The organism is Streptomyces solicavernae (assembly GCF_029968095.1).
In the GTDB taxonomy this organism is placed as follows: Bacteria; Actinomycetota; Actinomycetes; order Streptomycetales; family Streptomycetaceae; genus Streptomyces; species Streptomyces solicavernae.
Genome location: NZ_JASCIR010000005.1, coordinates 283,027 through 301,684 on the forward strand (window position 1 = coordinate 283,027; position 18,658 = coordinate 301,684).

Annotated in this window: 10 protein-coding genes, 1 tRNA gene and 1 pseudogene; 1 reads left to right on the forward strand and 11 read right to left on the reverse strand. The window is 70.2% G+C overall.

Annotated elements, in window-relative coordinates; translation table 11 throughout:
- Positions 1-188 precede the first annotated feature (188 nt).
- The 9 genes and pseudogenes from QIS99_RS09400 to QIS99_RS09440 form a co-directional block, all read right to left on the reverse strand.
- Positions 189-464, reverse strand: a pseudogene (locus QIS99_RS09400) (Dps family protein); the annotation flags it as partial.
- Between the two features lie 348 nt (positions 465-812).
- Positions 813-1,241: a helix-turn-helix domain-containing protein gene (locus tag QIS99_RS09405; protein WP_282512301.1), complete on the reverse strand. Its 429-nt coding sequence runs from the start codon at positions 1,239-1,241 to the stop codon at positions 813-815.
- Between the two features lie 109 nt (positions 1,242-1,350).
- Entirely contained in the window at positions 1,351-1,905 is a 555-nt protein-coding gene (locus tag QIS99_RS09410) for a CinA family protein (protein ID WP_282512303.1), read from the reverse strand.
- Positions 1,902-2,567 carry a CDP-diacylglycerol--glycerol-3-phosphate 3-phosphatidyltransferase gene (pgsA, locus tag QIS99_RS09415; RefSeq protein WP_282512305.1) on the reverse strand — a complete coding sequence of 222 codons (666 nt, stop codon included), beginning with the start codon at positions 2,565-2,567 and terminating at the stop codon, positions 1,902-1,904. The genes QIS99_RS09410 and pgsA overlap by 4 nt, the downstream gene beginning before the upstream one ends.
- Positions 2,564-4,063 (reverse strand): 30S ribosomal protein S12 methylthiotransferase RimO, encoded by a 1,500-nt coding sequence (rimO, locus tag QIS99_RS09420; RefSeq protein ID WP_282512307.1) that lies wholly within the window; start codon positions 4,061-4,063, stop codon positions 2,564-2,566. The genes pgsA and rimO overlap by 4 nt, the downstream gene beginning before the upstream one ends.
- Positions 4,064-4,211: 148 nt before the next feature.
- Positions 4,212-5,102 carry a helix-turn-helix domain-containing protein gene (locus tag QIS99_RS09425; RefSeq protein ID WP_408909512.1) on the reverse strand — a complete coding sequence of 297 codons (891 nt, stop codon included), beginning with the start codon at positions 5,100-5,102 and terminating at the stop codon, positions 4,212-4,214.
- Positions 5,103-5,312: 210 nt separating this feature from the next.
- Positions 5,313-8,105, reverse strand: a complete 2,793-nt coding sequence (locus QIS99_RS09430) for a DNA translocase FtsK (RefSeq protein ID WP_282512309.1) — start codon at positions 8,103-8,105, stop codon at positions 5,313-5,315.
- Between the two features lie 117 nt (positions 8,106-8,222).
- Complete coding sequence (locus QIS99_RS09435) at positions 8,223-8,906, reverse strand: response regulator (protein WP_282512311.1); 684 nt, start codon at positions 8,904-8,906, stop codon at positions 8,223-8,225.
- A gap of 254 nt (positions 8,907-9,160) precedes the next feature.
- Positions 9,161-14,689: a HAMP domain-containing protein gene (locus QIS99_RS09440; RefSeq protein ID WP_282512315.1), complete on the reverse strand. Its 5,529-nt coding sequence runs from the start codon at positions 14,687-14,689 to the stop codon at positions 9,161-9,163.
- Between the two features lie 278 nt (positions 14,690-14,967).
- On the opposite strand from QIS99_RS09440, the gene QIS99_RS09445 reads away from it, so the two are divergent.
- Positions 14,968-17,637, forward strand: coding sequence for a SpoIIE family protein phosphatase (locus QIS99_RS09445; protein ID WP_282512317.1), 2,670 nt, complete (start codon positions 14,968-14,970; stop codon positions 17,635-17,637).
- 83 nt (positions 17,638-17,720) lie between these two features.
- Here the strand turns inward: QIS99_RS09445 and QIS99_RS09450 are convergent.
- Together QIS99_RS09450 and QIS99_RS09455 are read right to left on the reverse strand one after the other, a co-directional pair.
- A tRNA-Thr gene (locus QIS99_RS09450) sits at positions 17,721-17,793 on the reverse strand.
- Between the two features lie 85 nt (positions 17,794-17,878).
- Positions 17,879-18,556: a DegT/DnrJ/EryC1/StrS family aminotransferase gene (locus QIS99_RS09455; RefSeq protein WP_282512319.1), complete on the reverse strand. Its 678-nt coding sequence runs from the start codon at positions 18,554-18,556 to the stop codon at positions 17,879-17,881.
- Positions 18,557-18,658: the final 102 nt, after the last annotated feature.

The window sequence follows — 18,658 nt, forward strand, 5'->3', positions numbered from 1 at the left end:
GCCGCACCCACGGCGCGATCACCCGACGGGCGGGCGGCGCACAGGCGACATCAGATGCATCAGAAGCATCAGAAGTACATCAACCCCCCACCTGCACAACGGCGTTCAGCGAGCGGAACCGCCCAGCGGTCTCAACCGTTCGCCGCCTGGACGCGGACGCCATGCAGACGCTCGTGGACGCGCGCCCCGCCGAACCCGCCGCTCCGCGCGACCGCCGCCGACCTGCCGTCCGGCGAACTCCCGAGCGTGGCGGCCCGCTCCGCGACGGTGTCGGAGTGCAGCCGCGCAGGGTCGACCACCTCGTCGAGCTGCAGGTGCACGGAGCGGAACCGGGGGCCGACGGCGTTCCAGTGCACCTGCTTGGCGACCAGCGACAGATCCACGAGGTCGACCAGGGCGCCCTGCAAGGCCTCGCCGACCGTCTGCGGGTCGGCGTCGGACAACGGGCTCTTCACGACGTACATACGAGTTCTCCCAGACGCACGGATGGGATGGACGGCCGGCGACCGCCCCCTCGACCGGCCGCTCCCTCGACCGACCGCTCCGTCAACCATCCCACAGAGCCCTAAAACCGGGCACTTCGAGCGACCCGGCGACCACCCTCCGCAACAGTCAGCCCACAGCGCGGACTCCACACGCCACCGCCACACCAGCACCACACCACCGACCACACCACCGCCACCCAAAGCCAAAGGCCCCGACCGGAAACCCGGTCGGGGCCCGGTCGGGGCCTTCGAAAACCCAAGCGCCAAGCAGATCGCGGAGCCAGGCGTCAGGCGTCAGGAGCCAGGCAAGCACGCGCCTCGGCCGGCTCAGGCCGCTACGACATCCACCGCTTCCGCGGGGGCCTTGATCGTCACGCGCTCGGGTGGCACACCCGTCACGGACACCGAATTCAGCATGGGACGACGCACTCCGGCAGACACAGGCACCCCGGGCACACCCGGCACCGCAGGCACCGGCTCGCGGACCGGCGCGGTATCGCCCGCGGCGGCCGACTCGGCCAGCTCGGCGAGCGCGAGCTCATCGCTCACTTCCCGCATGAGCTCGGACATCCGTACGTCAAGCGCGTCGCAGATCGCGGAGAGCAGTTCGGAGGACGCCTCCTTCTGCCCCCGCTCCACCTCGGAGAGATAGCCGAGCGAGACTCGGGCGGACGAGGAGACTTCGCGCAGAGTACGGCCCTGGCGCTGGCGCTGCCGACGCAGCACGTCACCCAGCAGGCGACGGAGCAGAATCATCGGTGGCTCCCTCCTCGGACCGCGTAGCCGCATCCTTCACGCCCCACCGTACCGCCTTGCGCGACGGCCGTGCGGGGAGCGATGTCGTGTTCACTCAGGGCTGCAAACATCAATTCCCCCCGTTCTGTTCCGTATCCTGTGCCCGACCCTGTGCCAGATCGTTCGCCTGTCCGTCGGCGAGGAGTTGGTCTGCGAGCAGGTCGAGCACGCTCCGTACACTCTCCCTACGGATTTCCGAACGATCGCCGTTCAACCGCAGTGCGACGACTTTGACAAGTCCGTCGCCGCCCCGGTGGCTGGGACCGGCCACTGCGACGTACACGGTTCCGACGGGCTTGCCGTCCTGCGGTTCGGGTCCCGCGACGCCCGTGGTGGCGATCCCCCAGTCCGCGCCGAGCGTCGCGCGCACTCCTCGTGCCATCTGTCGCGCGACATCGGAGTCGACCGCTCCGCGCTTCTCCAGGAGGGTCCCGTCGACGCCGAGCAGCCGCTGCTTGAGCTCCGTCGCGTACGCGGTCACCGAGCCGCGGAAGGAGGCCGATGCGCCGGGCACGGAGGTCAGCTCCGCGGCGACGAGTCCGCCGGTCAGGGACTCGGCGACCGCCAGGGTCCGGCCGTGCCGGGCGAGCAGCCCCAGCACTTCGGCCGCCCTGGAGGAGGTCACGCCGAGCGCTCCCCGGCGGCCTCCGCGGCCCGCCCCTGGCGGCGCAGCACGATCGCCTGGCGGACGTAGTCGAGGCCGGTGGCGACCGTCAGGAGGACCGCGAGGGCCATCACCCAGAACCGCAGCGTGGCGAGCGGCCCGGTCAGCGCGAGGACGTACATCCCGACGGCGATGCCCTGCGAGAGCGTCTTCAGCTTGCCGCCGCGACTGGCCGGAATCACGCCGTAGCGGATCACCCAGAAACGCAGCAGCGTGATCCCGAGCTCGCGGCCGAGGATCACCCCGGTCACCCACCACGGCAGGTCACCGAGCGAGGAGAGACAGATCAGGGCGGCGCCCATGATCGCCTTGTCCGCGATCGGGTCGGCGATCTTCCCGAAGTCGGTGACCAGGTTGTACGTACGCGCCAGATGGCCGTCGAAGACGTCGGTGATCATGGCGACGGCGAAGGCGGCCCAGGCGAGCGAGCGCCAGGCCGGGTCGTACCCGCCCTCGGCGAGCATGAGCGCGACGAAGACCGGCACGAGCACGAGCCGCACCATCGTCAGGATGTTCGCGATGTTCCACAGGCTGGCCTGGTTGACGGCCGCAGCGCCCAGCTTGCCGCCGGGTGCCGGCTGCCGGCCGGTGCCACCCGCCGCCGATGCCGGGACTCCGGTCATCTGCCCGCCTCCTCAGAAACCTGCTCGGAAACCTGCTCCACCACCAGGTCGACACCCAGGGTTCCGACGACCTTCGCCTCGACCATACGACCGACAGTCAAGCCCGCACCGTCCGCGAACACCACCTGGCCGTCCGTCTCGGGCGCCTGGTGCGCGGCCCGGCCGAAGGCGCCGTCCTCGCCGTCGAGCGACTCGACCAGGACGTGCAGCGTCTGCCCGATGCGCTCCTCGGCACGCTGCGCGGTCAGCTCCTCGGCCAGCCGCGAGATCCGCGCGAGGCGCTCGGCGACGACGTCCTCGTCCAGCTTGTTCCCGTACGTGGCGGCCTCGGTGCCGTCCTCGTCGGAGTACCCGAAGACGCCGATCGCGTCCAGGCGGGCCCCGCTCAGGAAGCGCTCCAGCTCGGCCACGTCCTCCTCGGTCTCGCCGGGGAAGCCGACGATGAAGTTGGACCGGGCGCCGGCCTGCGGGGCCTTGGCGCGGATCTGGTCGAGCAGCTCCAGGAACCGGTCGGTGTCGCCGAAGCGCCGCATCGCGCGCAGCACGCCGGGCGCGGAGTGCTGGAAGGACAGGTCGAAGTAGGGCGCGACCTTCGGCGTGGACGTCAGCACGTCGATGAGCCCGGGCCGCATCTCGGCGGGCTGGAGGTAGCTGACCCGCACCCGCTCGATCCCGTCGACCTCGGCGAGCTCGGGCAGCAGCGCCTCCAGAAGCCGGATGTCCCCGAGGTCCTTGCCGTACGAGGTGTTGTTCTCGGAGACCAGCATGACCTCCTTGACGCCCTGCTCGGCGAGCCAGCGGGTCTCGTTGAGTACGTCGCTGGGGCGGCGGGAGATGAACGAGCCGCGGAAGGAGGGGATGGCGCAGAAAGAGCAGCGGCGGTCGCAGCCCGAGGCCAGCTTCACGGAGGCCACCGGCGAGCTGCCCATGCGGCGGCGCAGCGGGGCGCGCGGCCCGGACGCCGGAGCCAGTCCTTCCGGCAGGTCGGCGGGCTGCTCCTCCGGGGCCGGCTCCTGCGGGGCCTGCGCATGGCCGGGCAGGGCCACGCCGTCCGCGCCGTCCTGCCGCTCGACGGGGCTGAGGGGCAGCAGCTTGCGGCGGTCGCGCGGGGCGTGCGCCTCCACGCTGCCGCCGCTGAGGATGGTGTTGAGGCGGCTGGAGATGTCGGTGTAGTCGTCGAAGCCGAGCACGCCGTCGGCCTCGGGCAGGGCGTCGGCCAGCTCCTTGCCGTACCGCTCGGCCATGCAGCCCACGGCGACGACGGCCTGGGTGCGGCCATGGTCCTTGAGGTCGTTGGCTTCGAGGAGGGCGTCGACGGAGTCCTTCTTGGCGGCGTCGACGAATCCGCAGGTGTTGACGACGGCTACATCGGCGTCCGAGGCTTCCTCGACGAGGTGCCAGCCGTCCGCCTCCAAGCGGCCTGCGAGCTCCTCCGAGTCCACCTCGTTACGGGCGCAGCCAAGAGTGACGAGAGCGACGGTACGGCGTTCGGGCATGGGGTCAAGCGTACTTCGTCCCCGCCGGCCCTCCTGCCGCGAGGTTCCCGGCGGTACGCGAGCGGCCCGGCGGCCGCCCGCTGAGGCCGTACGGCATGCCCGAGGCCCGGCCCCCGAAGGGAACCGGGCCTCTCGGCGGGGTGCGGGGTCAGCCGACCTCGGAGACTCCGCGGTTGTCGCCGCGGGTGTACGTCAGGCGCTCGACCTGGCCGGGCTGGAACTCGTCCTTGACCTCCCTGCCGTTGACGAAGAGCTTGATCGCTCCTGCGTCACCGAGCACGAGGTCGATCTTCTGCTTGTCCGTGAAGGACTTGGACTGCCCCTCTTCCAGGAGGCCGTCGAACATGATCGCGCCGTTGTGGTCCTTCGCCGAGATCCAGCTGCGGCCCTCGGTGGCGCTGACCATCACGGTGACCTTGTCCTTCGGGGCACCCGCGATCGCGCTGTCCGTCGGATCGGGCTTGGGGTCGGCCGGCTTGTTGGGGGCGGGCTTGGACTCGGTGTCGCCGCTCGACGGGGAGCCCTCGGCGACCGGGTTCTTGGAACCCTGGCCGTCGTCCCCGCCGTTGAAGAGCGTGAAGCCGACGAAGCCGATCACCGCGACGATGGCGGCGACCATGGCCGCGGTCCAGTTGGGCCGCCGCGGTTCGGCCCGGATGCGCTCGGCCTCGAAGAGCGGTGCGGCGGGCGTGGGCTCGGGCCGCCCGCCGTGCTCGGCGGCGTACTGCGCGAGGAGCGGTTCGGGGTCGATGCCGACGGCGCGGGCGAGGGTGCGGACGTGGCCGCGCGCGTACACGTCGCCGCCGCAGCGGGAGTAGTCGTCCTGCTCGATGGCGTGCACGATCGGGACGCGCACCCGCGTCGCCGCGCTGACTTCTTCGACGGTGCGGCCCGCGTCGATTCTCGCCTGCTGGAGGGCACGGCCGACCGAAGGCCGGTCGTCTTCGTGGATCGAAGGACGGTCTTCTTCAGGGGAGTTGCCGACTTCTTCAGGAGAGTTGCCGATGGACACGAGGGCGCCTTTCGAGCGTGCAGCCACCTGCTGGAGGTTCAGTCTATGGGGGGTACGAAAGGGTGGGGCAAGCGGGCGGATGCAGTGGTTACGCCATCGGTATGGCCGGTCCCACCAGTGGCGAACCAGCGGTGGGGCACCCTCCGTCACCCTCCCCAACTCTTTCCAACTTGACGTACGGGAAAGGGAAACGGTTGCCTGCCGAATCCTTCCGGTGGAGTCTCGGCTGACGTGTTTCTACGGTTGAGCCTCCCCGCGGATCACCGCGAGCACTCCCTCCAGTTCGTCAGGCTTCACAAGAACGTCACGAGCCTTGGATCCCTCGCTGGGTCCGACGACGTTCCGCGACTCCATGAGGTCCATCAGCCGGCCCGCCTTCGCGAAGCCCACGCGCAGCTTGCGCTGCAGCATCGAGGTCGACCCGAACTGGGTGGAGACGACCAGCTCGGCGGCCTGGCAGAGCAGGTCGAGGTCGTCGCCGATGTCCTCGTCGATCTCCTTCTTCTGCTTGGTGCCGACGGTGACGTCCTCGCGGAAGACGGGCGCCATCTGGTCCTTGCAGTGCTGCACGACCTCAGCGACCTCGGCCTCGGTGACGAAGGCGCCCTGCATCCGCCTCGGCTTGTTCGCCCCCATCGGCAGGAACAGGCCGTCGCCCTTGCCGATCAGCTTCTCGGCGCCGGGCTGGTCGAGGATGACGCGGCTGTCGGCGAGGGAGGAGGTGGCGAAGGCGAGCCGGGACGGCACGTTGGCCTTGATCAGGCCGGTGACGACGTCGACGGAGGGCCGCTGGGTGGCGAGCACCAGGTGGATGCCGGCGGCCCGCGCGAGCTGCGTGATCCGCACGATCGCGTCCTCGACGTCCCGCGGCGCCACCATCATCAGGTCGGCCAGCTCGTCCACGATCACCAGCAGGTACGGGTACGGCTGCAGCTCGCGCTCGCTGCCCTCGGGCGTCTTCAGCTTGCCCTCGCGCACGGCCTGGTTGAAGTCGTCGATGTGCCGGTACCCGAACGCCGCGAGGTCGTCGTAGCGCAGATCCATCTCGCGTACGACCCACTGCAGCGCCTCGGCGGCCCGCTTGGGGTTGGTGATGATCGGGGTGATGAGGTGCGGGATGCCCTCGTACGCGGTGAGTTCCACGCGCTTGGGGTCGACCAGGACCATCCGGACGTCCTCGGGTGTCGCGCGCACCATGATCGAGGTGATCAGGCAGTTGATGCAGGAGGACTTACCGGAGCCGGTGGCGCCGGCGACGAGGATGTGCGGCATCTTCGCCATGTTCGCCATGACATAGCCGCCCTCGACGTCCTTGCCGAGCGCGACCAGCATCGGATGGTCGTCCTCGGCGGCGTCGGCGAGGCGCAGCACATCGCCGAGGTTGACCATCTCGCGGTCGGTGTTGGGGATCTCGATGCCGACGGCGGACTTGCCGGGGATCGGCGAGATGATCCGCACGTCGGGCGAGGCCACGGCGTACGCGATGTTCTTGGTCAGGGCCGTGATCTTCTCGACCTTCACGGCGGGGCCGAGCTCGACCTCGTACCGCGTGACCGTCGGGCCGCGGGTGAAGCCGGTGACGGCGGCGTCGACCTTGAACTCGGTGAAGACGGTGGACAGCGACTCCACGACCGCGTCGTTGGCGGCGCTGCGGGACTTTCCGGGACCGCCTCGGGTGAGCAGGTCCAGGGAGGGCAGCGCGTAGGTGATGTCGCCGGAGAGCTGCAACTGCTCGGCGCGCGGCGGGAGTTCGCGGGGCGCCTCGGGGGCGGCCTTGGTGAGGTCGGGGACGGAACGCTCGTCGGTGTCGGTGTCGGTGCCGGTGTCGGTGCCGGTGTCCTTGGCCGCGGAGGCCGGCTTCTTCTGCGCGCCGCGGGCCGTCGGGACCGGCGTCGGCGTGGTCTCCTCGGGGCGCTCGGCGGGTGAGACGCCCTGGGTGAGGTCGGCGACGAGCGGCGAGGGCGGCATGCCGTGCAGGACCGCGCCGTCGAGTGCGGCGGCGGCCGCGGCGGCCACGTCCACGGCGTCCATCGGCTTGTCGAAGTCGGGCCGCGCGCTGGGGCGTCGGGGCCGGCCGCGGCGCTTGCCGAGCGCCTCCTCCTCGGCGTGCTCGGCGTCGTACGCGTCCGGGGGGCTCTGGCGGGTGCGTCGCTTCGGCTTGGCGGGCAGGGCTTCGCGCCACTGGTCCTCGTAGCGCGCGTCGTCGTCGCTGAACTCGCCGAACTGCTCGTCCACGACGTCCGGTTGGACGATGCCCAGCTTCTCGCCGAGCTGCCGAAGGCGCTGCGGAATGGCGTTGACGGGCGTCGCGGTGACGACGAGCAGACCGAAGACGGTGAGCAGCACGAGCAGCGGTACGGCGAGGACCTCGCCCATCGCGAAGACCAGCGGCCGGGACACACCCCAGCCGATCAGTCCGCCCGCGTCCCTGATGGCCTCGGTGCCCTCGCCGCGCCCCGGCGATCCGCACGCCATGTGGACCTGGCCGAGCACGCCGATGACGAGCGCGGACAGGCCGATGACGATCCGCCCGTTGGCGTCGGGCCTCTCGGGGTGGCGGATGAGGCGTACGGCGATGGCGCCGAGCAGCAGCGGCACGAGCAGGTCGAGGCGGCCGAAGGCGCCGGTGACGAGCATCTCCACGAGGTCACCGACGGGGCCGCGCAGGTTCGACCAGGTGCCGGCCGCGCAGATCAGCGCGAGGCCGAGGAGCAGCAGCGCCAGGCCGTCCTTGCGGTGGGCCGGGTCGAGTCCCTTCGCTCCGCGCCCTATGCCGCGGAACACCGCTCCGACGGCGTGGGCGAGGCCGAGCCAGCAGGCGCGCGCGAATTTGTACACGCCCCCGGTGGGGTTGGGGGCGGGCTGGGGCGCGGGCTTCTTCGCCGCCGCCTTCTTGGCGGGGGCCTTTTTCGCGGGCTTTGTCGGCTTCGCGGGCGCCTTCTTCGCCACGGCCTTCTTAGCCGGAGCCTTCTTGGGGGCGGCCGCCTTCTTCGCGGGCGCCTTCTTGGCTGCGGACGGACGTGAGGCCATGAGGGTGAGGTTACCTGCGCGGGGCACGGCGGACACGTGTGCCCACCGCTTCACCCGTTCGTGTCGGCCGTGCGCGCTCCGGCGCCTGACGTGCGTTCAGCGGCCGGGGTGCCGCGGTCAGTTCTGCGTGGGGAGCGTGGGCGCGCCGGTGTCGGTGCCGGGCTCCAGGGCGTCAAGTGCCCTGCGCAGGCCGGTCAGTTTGCGCTCCAGGTGCGCGGCGGTGGCGACGGCCGCGGCGTCCGCCGAGTCGTCGTCGAGCTGCTTGGACAGCGCCTCCGCCTGCTCCTCTACCGCGGCGAGGCGGGCGGAGAGCTCGGCGAGCAGCCCGGTGGGCTCCTGCGCGTCGCCGACGGCGGGCTTGCCGCCGCCCTCCAGCTGGAGGCGCAGCAGGGCGGCCTGCTCCCGGAGTTGGCAGTTCTTCATGTACAGCTCGACGAAAACCGAGACCTTGGCGCGCAGCACCCACGGGTCGAAGGGCTTCGAGATGTAGTCCACCGCGCCCGCCGCGTACCCGCGGAAGGTGTGGTGGGGGCCGTGGTTGATGGCCGTGAGGAAGATGATCGGGATGTCCCGGGTCCGCTCACGGCGCTTGATGTGCGCGGCGGTCTCGAAGCCGTCCATGCCGGGCATCTGCACGTCAAGGAGGATCACCGCGAAGTCGTCCGTGAGCAGTGCCTTGAGCGCTTCCTCCCCGGACGATGCCCGCACCAGCGTCTGATCGAGCGCGGAGAGGATGGCCTCCAGCGCAAGCAGATTCTCCGGCCGGTCATCGACCAGGAGGATCTTGGCCTTCTGCACCATGGCCCGTCCTCCTCGCCCCGGCTGAGCACCGGTCGCCGCCCCTGGGGACGACTCCGTCTCGCCGCCCGTCCTTGTGCCGGTCATGGTAGCCGCACCCCACTCGTCGCCACACCCTGTCACCGCGATGTCACTGTGCCCGTAGCTGAAACGGCGCGGGAGCCGGGAAAGTTCCCCGATTCCCGCAGCCTTACACGGAATCGGCCACGTTCAGTCAGCAACTGCGCCTGCTCTGTCCGTGAATACCCTACGAAAGCTCACTCTCCGCTCATCCACCGCTCCATGACCGAAAGAAGGTGATCCGGGTCGACCGGCTTCGTGACGTAGTCGGACGCACCGGACTGGATGGCCTTCTCCCGGTCGCCCTTCATCGCCTTCGCGGTGAGCGCGATGATCGGCAGCCCGGCGAACTGCGGCATCCTGCGGATCGCCGTCGTCGTCGCGTAGCCGTCCATCTCCGGCATCATGATGTCCATCAGGACCAGCGTCGTGTCGTCGTGCTGCTCCAGGACCTCGATGCCCTCCCGGCCGTTCTCCGCGTACAGCACGGACAGGCCGTACTGCTCCAGGACGCTCGTCAGCGCGAACACGTTCCGGATGTCGTCGTCGACGATCAGGACCTTCTCGCCGCCGAAGTGGAACGTCGGGCGCGCGTCCTCCTCCGCCTCCTCCGCGGGCCACGGCTCGGCCGCCGGCTGGGACGCGGCCGAGGAGCCACCGGGCGCCGGCTGGCCGGGCAGTGCGGGGCGCTGCTCCGGGGCCTGCACGCTGCGCCGGCGCCGCCGGAACAGCGTCCCGGAGGTCGCCGTCGGCGCCTGCGGCTCCACGGCCGGCGCGGGCGCGCTCTCCTCCACGACGGGAGCCTCGTCCTCCTCCGGCACCGGGGGCAGCGCCGCCTTCACCGAGTGCACCCCGGCCGGCAGCACCGGCGGCAGCTGCGAGTAGCCCTGCGGCGGCAGCTCGCTCGGGTGCAGCGGCAGGTACAGCGTGAACGTCGAGCCGCGGCCCGGCTCGCTCGCCGCGTGGATCTCGCCGCCGAGCAGCCGCGCGATCTCCCGGCTGATCGACAGGCCGAGGCCCGTACCGCCGTACTTGCGGCTCGTCGTGCCGTCCGCCTGCTTGAACGCCTCGAAGATCACCCGCATCTTGCTGCCCGCGATGCCGATCCCGGTGTCGGTCACCGAGAACGCGATCAGGTCCGCGCCCGCCTCCCGCAGCGAGCCCGCCTCAAGCAGCTGCTCCCGGATGCCGTCCGGCACATCGGAGTTGGCCGGCCGGATCACCAGCTCGACCGCGCCGCTCTCGGTGAACTTCACCGCGTTCGCAAGCAGGTTGCGCAGCACCTGAAGGAGCCGCTGCTCGTCGGTGTTCAGCGTCGCGGGCAGCTCCGGCGACACCCGTACGGAGAAGTCGAGCCCCTTCTCCGCCGTCAGCGGCCGGAACGTGGCCTCCACATAGTCCACCAGCTGTACGAGGGCGATCCGCGTCGGCGAGACGTCCATCTTGCCCGCCTCGACCTTCGACAGGTCCAGGATGTCGTTGATCAGCTGCAGCAGGTCCGAGCCCGCCCCGTGGATGGTCTCCGCGAACTCGACCTGCTTCGGCGAGAGGTTGCCCTCCGCGTTGTCCGCGAGCAGCTTGGCGAGGATCAGCAGCGAGTTCAGCGGTGTGCGCAGCTCGTGCGACATGTTCGCCAGGAACTCCGACTTGTAGCGCATCGAGATCGCCAGCTGCTCGGCACGCTCCTCCAGGACCTGCCGCGCCTCCTCGATCTCGGTGTTCTTCACCTCGATGTCGCGGTTCTGCTGGGCGAGCAGCTCGGCCTTCTCCTCCAGCTCCGCGTTGGAGGCCTGCAGCGCCTTCTGCCGGTTCTCCAACTCGGCCGAACGCTCCCGGAGTTGCTCGGTCAGCTCCTGCGACTGCATCAGCAGCACCTCCGTCTTCGTATTGACGGAGATGGTGTTCACGGACGTCGCGATCATCTCGGCGATCTGGCTGAGGAAGTCCCGCTGGATCTGCGTGAACGGCTGGAACGAGGCCAGCTCGATCACGCCGAGCACCTTGCCCTCGAACAGCACCGGCAGCACGATCACCTGCGCCGGCGGCGCGTCACCGAGCCCCGAGGCGATCTTCAGGTAGCCGCTCGGGGCGTTCTCCACCAGGATCGTGCGCTTTTCCGTGGCGGCCGTGCCGATCAGCGTCTCGCCGGGCTTGAACGACGTGGGCATCGAGCCCATCGAGTAGCCGTAACTGCCCAGCATCCGCAGCTCGTACGCCTCCTCGTCCTCCTCGACCGCCAGCTCCGCGCCGTCGTCCGTGGGCTGCGCCACGAAGAACGCGCCGTGCTGCGCCGACACCACCGGCGTCAGCTCGCTCATGATCAGGCCCGCCACGTCCTCCAGGTCGCGGCGGCCCTGCATCAGACCGGAGATACGGGCGAGGTTGCCCTTCAGCCAGTCCTGCTCCTTGTTCGCGATCGTGGTGTCGCGCAGGTTGGCGATCATCGTGTTGATGTTGTCCTGCAGGACCTGGATCTCGCCCGAGGCGTCCACGTCGATCTTCAGGTTCAGGTCGCCGCGGGTCACCGCCGTCGCGACCGCCGCGATCGCGCGCACCTGCCGGGTCAGGTTCCCGGCCATCTCGTTCACGGACTCCGTCAGGTCGCGCCACGTGCCGTCCACGTCACGCACCCGTGCCTGGCCGCCCAGCTGGCCCTCGGTGCCCACCTCGCGGGCCACCCGGGTCACCTGCTCGGCGAACGACGACAGCTGGTCCACCATCGTGTTGATGGTCGTCTTCAGCTCCAGGATCTCGCCGCGCGCGTCGATGTCGATCTTCTTCGTCAGGTCACCCTTGGCGATGGCCGTCGTCACCATCGCGATGTTGCGCACCTGACCGGTCAGGTTGGACGCCATCGAGTTCACCGACTCGGTGAGGTCCTTCCACGTACCGGCCACGCCCGGCACCCGCGCCTGACCGCCGAGGATGCCGTCCGTGCCCACCTCGCGGGCGACTCGCGTCACCTCGTCGGCGAACGAACTCAGCGTCGTCACCATGATGTTGACCGTGTCCGCGAGCTGCGCGACCTCGCCGCGCGCCTCGACCGTGACCTTCTTCGTCAGGTCACCGTTGGCGACCGCCGTGGCGACCTGGGAGATGTTCCGCACCTGACTGGTCAGGTTGTTGGCCATCAGGTTCACGTTGTCGCTCAGGTCCTTCCAGATGCCGATGACCCCCGGCACCCGCGCCTGACCGCCCAACTGGCCTTCCGTGCCCACCTCTCGGGCGACCCGCGTCACCTGCTCGGCGAACGACGACAGCTGGTCCACCATCGTGTTCACCGTGGTGACGAGTTCGAGGATCTCGCCCTTCGCGTCGACGGTGATCTTCTTCGACAGGTCACCGTTGGCGACCGCCGTCGTGACCTCGGCGATGTTCCGCACCTGAGAGGTGAGGTTGTTCGCCATGCCGTTCACGGACTGCGTGAGGTCCTTCCACGTACCCGCCACGCCCTGCACCTCGGCCTGGCCGCCGAGGATGCCGTCCGTGCCCACCTCGCGGGCCACCCGCGTCACCTGCTCGGCGAAGGCGGAGAGCTGGTCCACCATCGTGTTGAGGGTGTTCTTCAGCTCCAGGATCTCGCCGCGCGCGTCCACGTCGATCTTCTGCGACAGGTCACCGCGCGCCACCGCCGTCGCCACCTGTGCGATGTTCCGCACCTGGCCCGTCAGGTTGCCGGCCATGCCGTTCACGGAGTCCGTCAGGTCCCGCCACACACCGGCCACACCGGGCACCTGCGCCTGACCGCCGAGCCGGCCCTCGGTGCCCACCTCGCGGGCCACCCGGGTCACCTGGTCCGCGAAGGCGGAGAGCTGGTCGACCATCGTGTTGATGGTGTTCTTCAGCTCCAGGATCTCGCCGCGCGCGTCCACGTCGATCTTCTGCGACAGGTCACCACGGGCCACCGCCGTCGTGACCTGGGCGATCTGCCGCACCTGCGAAGTCAGGTTCCCCGCCATGAAGTTGACGGAGTCCGTCAGCTCCTTCCACGTACCGCTGACGCCGTCCACGCGCGCCTGACCGCCGAGGCGCCCCTCCGTACCCACGTCACGGGCCATACGGGTCACCTGGTCGGCGAACGACGAGAGCTGGTCCACCATCGTGTTCACGGTGTTCTTCAGCTGGAGCATCTCGCCGGACACGTCCACGGTGACCTTCTGCGACAGGTCACCGTTGGCCACCGCCGTCGTCACCTGGGCGATGTTGCGCACCTGGCCCGTGAGGTTGCGGAAGGCCGTGTTGACCGAGTCCGTCAGGTCCTTCCACGTACCGGCCGCGCCGACCACCTGCGCCTGGCCGCCCAGCTCACCCTCGACACCGATCTCCCGCGCCACGCGCGTGACTTCGGAACCGAAGGCCGAGAGCTGGTCCACCATCGTGTTGACGGTGTTCTTCAACTCCAGCATCTCGCCCGCGACATCGACGGTGACCTTCTGCGACAGGTCACCGTTGGCCACCGCCGTCGTCACCGTCGCGATGTCCCGCACCTGCGTCGTCAGGTTCCGGAAGACCGTGTTGACGGAGTCCGTCAGGTCCTTCCACGTACCCGCCGCGCCCGGCACATTGGCCTGACCGCCGAGCTGGCCGTCGGCCCCGACCTCGTTCGCCACGCGCGTCACCTCGTCGGCGAACGTGCGCAGCGTCTCCGTCATCTGGTTGATCGTTTCGGCGAGTTGGGCCACCTCGCCGCGTGCGTTGACCGTCACCTTCTGTGACAGATCGCCGCTCGCCACCGCCGTCGTCACCTGCGCGATGCCCCGCACCTGCGCCGTGAGGTTGCCGGCCATCAGGTTCACCGAGTCGGTGAGGTCCTTCCACACCCCGGCCACGCCCGGCACCTTCGCCTGACCGCCCAGCTCGCCCTCGGTGCCGACCTCGCGCGCGACCCGGGTCACCTCGGACGAGAACGACGACAGCTGGTCCACCATCGTGTTCACGGTGTTCTTCAGCTCAAGCATCTCGCCCGCGACATGGACGGTCACCTTGCGTGACAGATCACCCTTCGCCACCGCCGTCGTGACGAGAGCAATGTCACGCACCTGAGCGGTCAGGCGGTACGCCATGGTGTTGACCGAATCCGTGAGGTCCTTCCACGAACCGGACATACCGCGCACCCGGGCCTGGCCGCCCAGCTTGCCCTCCGTACCGACCTCACTGGCCACCCGCGTCACCTCGTCGGTGAACCGCGACAGCTGATCGACCAGGTTGTTCACCGTACGGCCGACCTTCAGGAACTCACCCCGCAGCGGATGCTGGGCCACCCCGTCGGGAGCGGGCGCCTTGAGCTCCATACGCTGCTCCAGGTCACCCTCCGCGACCGCGGAGAGCACCCGGCCGACCTCGGAGACCGGACGTACGAGATCGTCCACCAGCGCGTTGGACGCGTCGATCGCCGCCACCCAGGAACCCTCGCCCGCGCCGTGCTCCAGGCGCTCCGTGAGCTTTCCCTCACGCCCGACCACGCGCCGCACCCGCGCCAGCTCACCGGTCAGGTGCAGATTCCGGTCCGCCACCTCGTTGAACACGGCCGCGATCTCGGCCATCACACCGTCGTTGGAGACGGTCAGACGCTTCCGGAAATTGCCGTCACGCATCGCGACGAGCGCCGTGAGCAGCCGGTTCAGAGCCGCGGTGTCGACCGCGGTGGTCCCACTTCGCTGTTTGCTTCGGGACGGGCCGCCTTTTGCGCGCGTGCCAGTACCACGCGCCGCCGCGCCAGACTCCACTGTGTCCCTCCCGCAGGGGTCGACCACTTGCTGGGGTGCCCGGACCTTCACTTCCGAGCCTGCCCAGTGTTTCACCATGCCCGAACCAGGCCATAACAGTTCGGCAGCTTTGCACAGCGTCCCCGCACCCTCCGGGCGGAAACACTGTCGACCGGCATCCGCATAGACCGCGAAGGTAAGTAACCTGGCATCCGGCTGTCCAACCACCCCGGTACGCCCGGCCTGGGCGGCGGAAGGCACAACGGCGGGCAGACGCGCATCGGAGGGGCGGCCGCAGCATGGGCATGGGAGATCTCGGCGTCGACACACGAACTAGGAGCTCTGTGATCACCGCGCGGGCGGCAGCCGCCTTCGACCCCGTCGGACGCTCCGTGGCGTCCGCCCGTACGTTCGTCCGCGACACCCTGCAGGGCTGGGGCCACGCCGAGATCGTCGACGACGCGGTCGTCCTCACCAGCGAGCTCGTCACCAACGCCGTCGTGCACGCCGGCACCACCGCCGACGTCCTGTGCCTGCGCTCCGAGGACGCCGTCCGCATCGAGGTCGCCGACCGCTACCCGGAACGCGAGATCCCGCTCCAGCAGTCCGCGCACACCATCGGCAGCCCCGACCGCGAGGGCGGCCGCGGCCTGCAGCTCTGCGCCGCGCTCGCCGCCCGCTGGGGCGTGGAGTACACCTCCACCCACAAGCAGGTCTGGTTCCAACTCGACCTCCCGGAACGCCCGGTGGGCACCCGCACGGCAGGCCCCGAGATCGCCGACGACCTCCTGCCGCTGGCCGACACCCGGGTCCGCGTGGCCGTCGTCCAGATCGACCGCACCGGCAACGTCTCCGCCTGGAACGAGGACGCCGAGACACTGTTCGGTTACGCGGCGGAAAAGGTCAACGGCAAGCCGCTGACCGACCTGGCCGCCTGGCCGCACACCCCCGGCACCGGCACCGGCATCGCCGAGGCCCTCCAACTCTCGCGCTGGGAGGGCAGTTACGGCATCCGCGGCGCCGACGGCCGCGTCGTCCCGGTCTACGCATCCCACCTCCGGGTACGCGACACCGACGGCGAGCCGTCCACGGTCTGCCTCCTCGTCCGCGATCACGAACGCGCCGTGCTCCAGACCCCGTTGCGCGGTCCGGCGCCCGACGCCGCCTCCGTCTCCGACGGCAAGCCCGGCGCCGATCCCTTCGACGCCTTCATCGGCTCCCCCGCACCCGACGACCTCGACGGCCTCCTCCAGCGCACGGTGGAGCGCGCCCGCGACATGCTCGACGGCGACGCCGCTTTCCTGCTCCTCGCCACCGACGACGAGACGGAGCTGGAGGTCCGCGCCTCCACCGGCCTCCCCTCCGCCCGCCAGCGCTTCGCCCGCGTCCCCGTCGAAGCCGGAACGGGACGGTACGGATCCGCCCGGATGCCCTCCGTGCACGAGGACCTCACCGTCGTCCCCGGCGCCGCCCCGCTCCTCAACGGCACCGGGATGCGCTCCGTCGTCACGGTCCCGCTGAAGGTCGAGGGCCGCCTCACCGGTTCCCTCGGCGTCGCCGCGGAGTCGCCCGGCCGGTACTCCAACGAGGAGGCGCTGCGCCTCCAGTTCGCCGCCGACCGGATCGCCCTCGCCGTCGAGTCGGCCCGCCTCGGCGAGCTGGAGAGGCTGCGCAGGGGCTCGCTCTCCTTCCTCGTGGAGGCCTCGGACCTCCTGGCCGGCACGCTGGACCGCAACCAGACGCTGGCGCTCATGGCCCAGATGACGGTCCCCACCCTCGCCACCTGGTGCGCGGTCTACACGATCGCCGACCAGTCGTCGGAGCCGTACCTCTCGTACGTCCTGCACGAGGACGAGGAGCGCATCGACGGCCTCAAGGCCCTGCTCTCCCGCATCGCCCCGCCCGACCCCGTCCCGACGCCGGGCGCCCGCGTGTGGCGCGCCCCCGCCGGGGCCGCGCACCAGGCCGCCCTGCGCTCCTCCATGCGCTCCCTCGGCCTCGGCGAGACACCCCAGCTCGGCACCGGTATCGGCACGACCCTCGCCACGGCGGCCGCGGTCGGCGGCGAGACCGTCGTCCTCCCCCTGGTCGCCCGCAACCGCGTCATCGGCATGCTGACGCTCGGCAAGCCCACCGAGGAGCACTTCCGCCAGGAGATCCTGGAACTCGCCGAGGACCTCTCCCGCAGGGCCGCTCTCGCCCTCGACAACGCCCGCCTGTACTCGGAGCGCATGGCCATCAGCCAGTCCCTCCAGCGCAGCCTGCTGCCCCCGGAGCTCCCGGAGGTCCCCGGCGTCGAGGTCGAGGTCATCTACCGCGCGGCCGGCGAGGGCAATGAGGTCGGCGGCGACTTCTACGACCTGTTCACCATCCGCGACGGCGCGTACGGCTTCGCCATCGGCGACGTCTGCGGTACGGGCCCGGAGGCCGCCGCCGTCACGGGCCTCGCCCGGCACGCGCTCCGTCTCCTGGCCCGCGAGGGCTTCGGCGGCCCTGCGGTCCTGGAGCGCCTCAACGCCGCGATCCTCGACGAGGGCGCCCGCAGCCGCTTCCTCACGCTCCTGTACGGCGAGTTGTGGCCGCAGGAGGACGGCTCCGCGATCCTCAAGATCGTCTGCGCCGGCCATCCGCTTCCGCTCCGCCTCCGCCAGGACGGCACGGTCGAGCCGTACGCGGAACCGCAGCCGCTCCTCGGCGTGATGGACGACCTGGAGCTGTACGAGCAGACGACGAGGCTCGACCCGGGCGATGTCCTGCTGTGCGTCACGGACGGCGTCACGGAGCGCCGCGAGGGCACCCGCATGCTGGGCGACGACGGCCTGGCCGACGTCCTCACGACGTGTACGGGTCTGACTGCGGGCGCTGTCGCGTCCCGCATCATGCGCGCGGTGGAGCGGTTCGCCTCGGACGCCCCTTCGGACGACATGGCGATCCTCGCGATGCGCGTCCCGGAGCCCCACCAGGACTGAACGGAGCGCCGGGCCCGCGCCCCGACACCGACATACGAAGGAGGCCCCGCCCAATTCCCGGGCGGGGCCTCCTTGTTGTTCCGAGCCCCCAAGCGGAATCGAACCGCTGACCTTCTCCTTACCATGGAGACGCTCTACCGACTGAGCTATAGGGGCCTGTTGTCCTCGCGGTCTCCCGCGTGGCAACGGAATAGATCATACCCCGTTTCGAAGGGTGCCTCTGACCATGTGGCTCGCACGCTCAGAACGCGGGCTGCAGCAGTCCTCCGAGGGCATTGCACGCGGACACGAGCCGCTGAAGTTCCCGCCGCGTCATGCTTCCCTGAATGGGCAGCGCGAGCGTCTCGTCGGCGGCCCGCTCGGTCTCGGGCAGTACGACGTTCCGCCGGAACTCGGGCAGCCGGTGCACGGGCGTCTTCACCGGAACCCGGCAGTCAACTCCCTTGCCCCTTATGGCTCGTGCGAAGGCGTCCCGGTCGGGCCGCCCGTTCCCGGGCACGCGCACCACGTATTCCTGGTAGGTGTGCCCGCGCGCCGGCTCGGGAGTCCGCACGCCGGTGAGCCTGCCGTCGAGGTATTTGGCGTGCGCCTGCCGCCGTGCCACTTCGCCGTACGGTGCGCTGCTCTCTCCGTGTTCGAGTACGAGCAGTCCGCGCCGACGGCCGAGTTCGCCCAACTGCGCCAGCTCGGCGGGCCGTCCGAAGCGGTGGACGACGATCACTGCGGCGGTCCGTGCCGTGGCGACGGCGTCGACTGCCGTGGCGTCGAGGCAGTACGTCGCCGGGTCGATGTCCGCGAACACGGGCAGCGCTCCGGCGAGGACGACCTCGTCGGCCAGGTCGGCGTTCCCGTAGGCCGGCACGATGACCTCGTCGCCGAGTCCGATGCCGGCGGCCTTGAGCATTCCAACTGTCCCCATACCTCGGGATGTTGGTGGCGCAACGTGAACGGCAGGTGACGCAAAACAAAAAGACGCTGGTCCCCGAACCGAAGTTCGGGGACCAGCGTCTTCATCAAATTT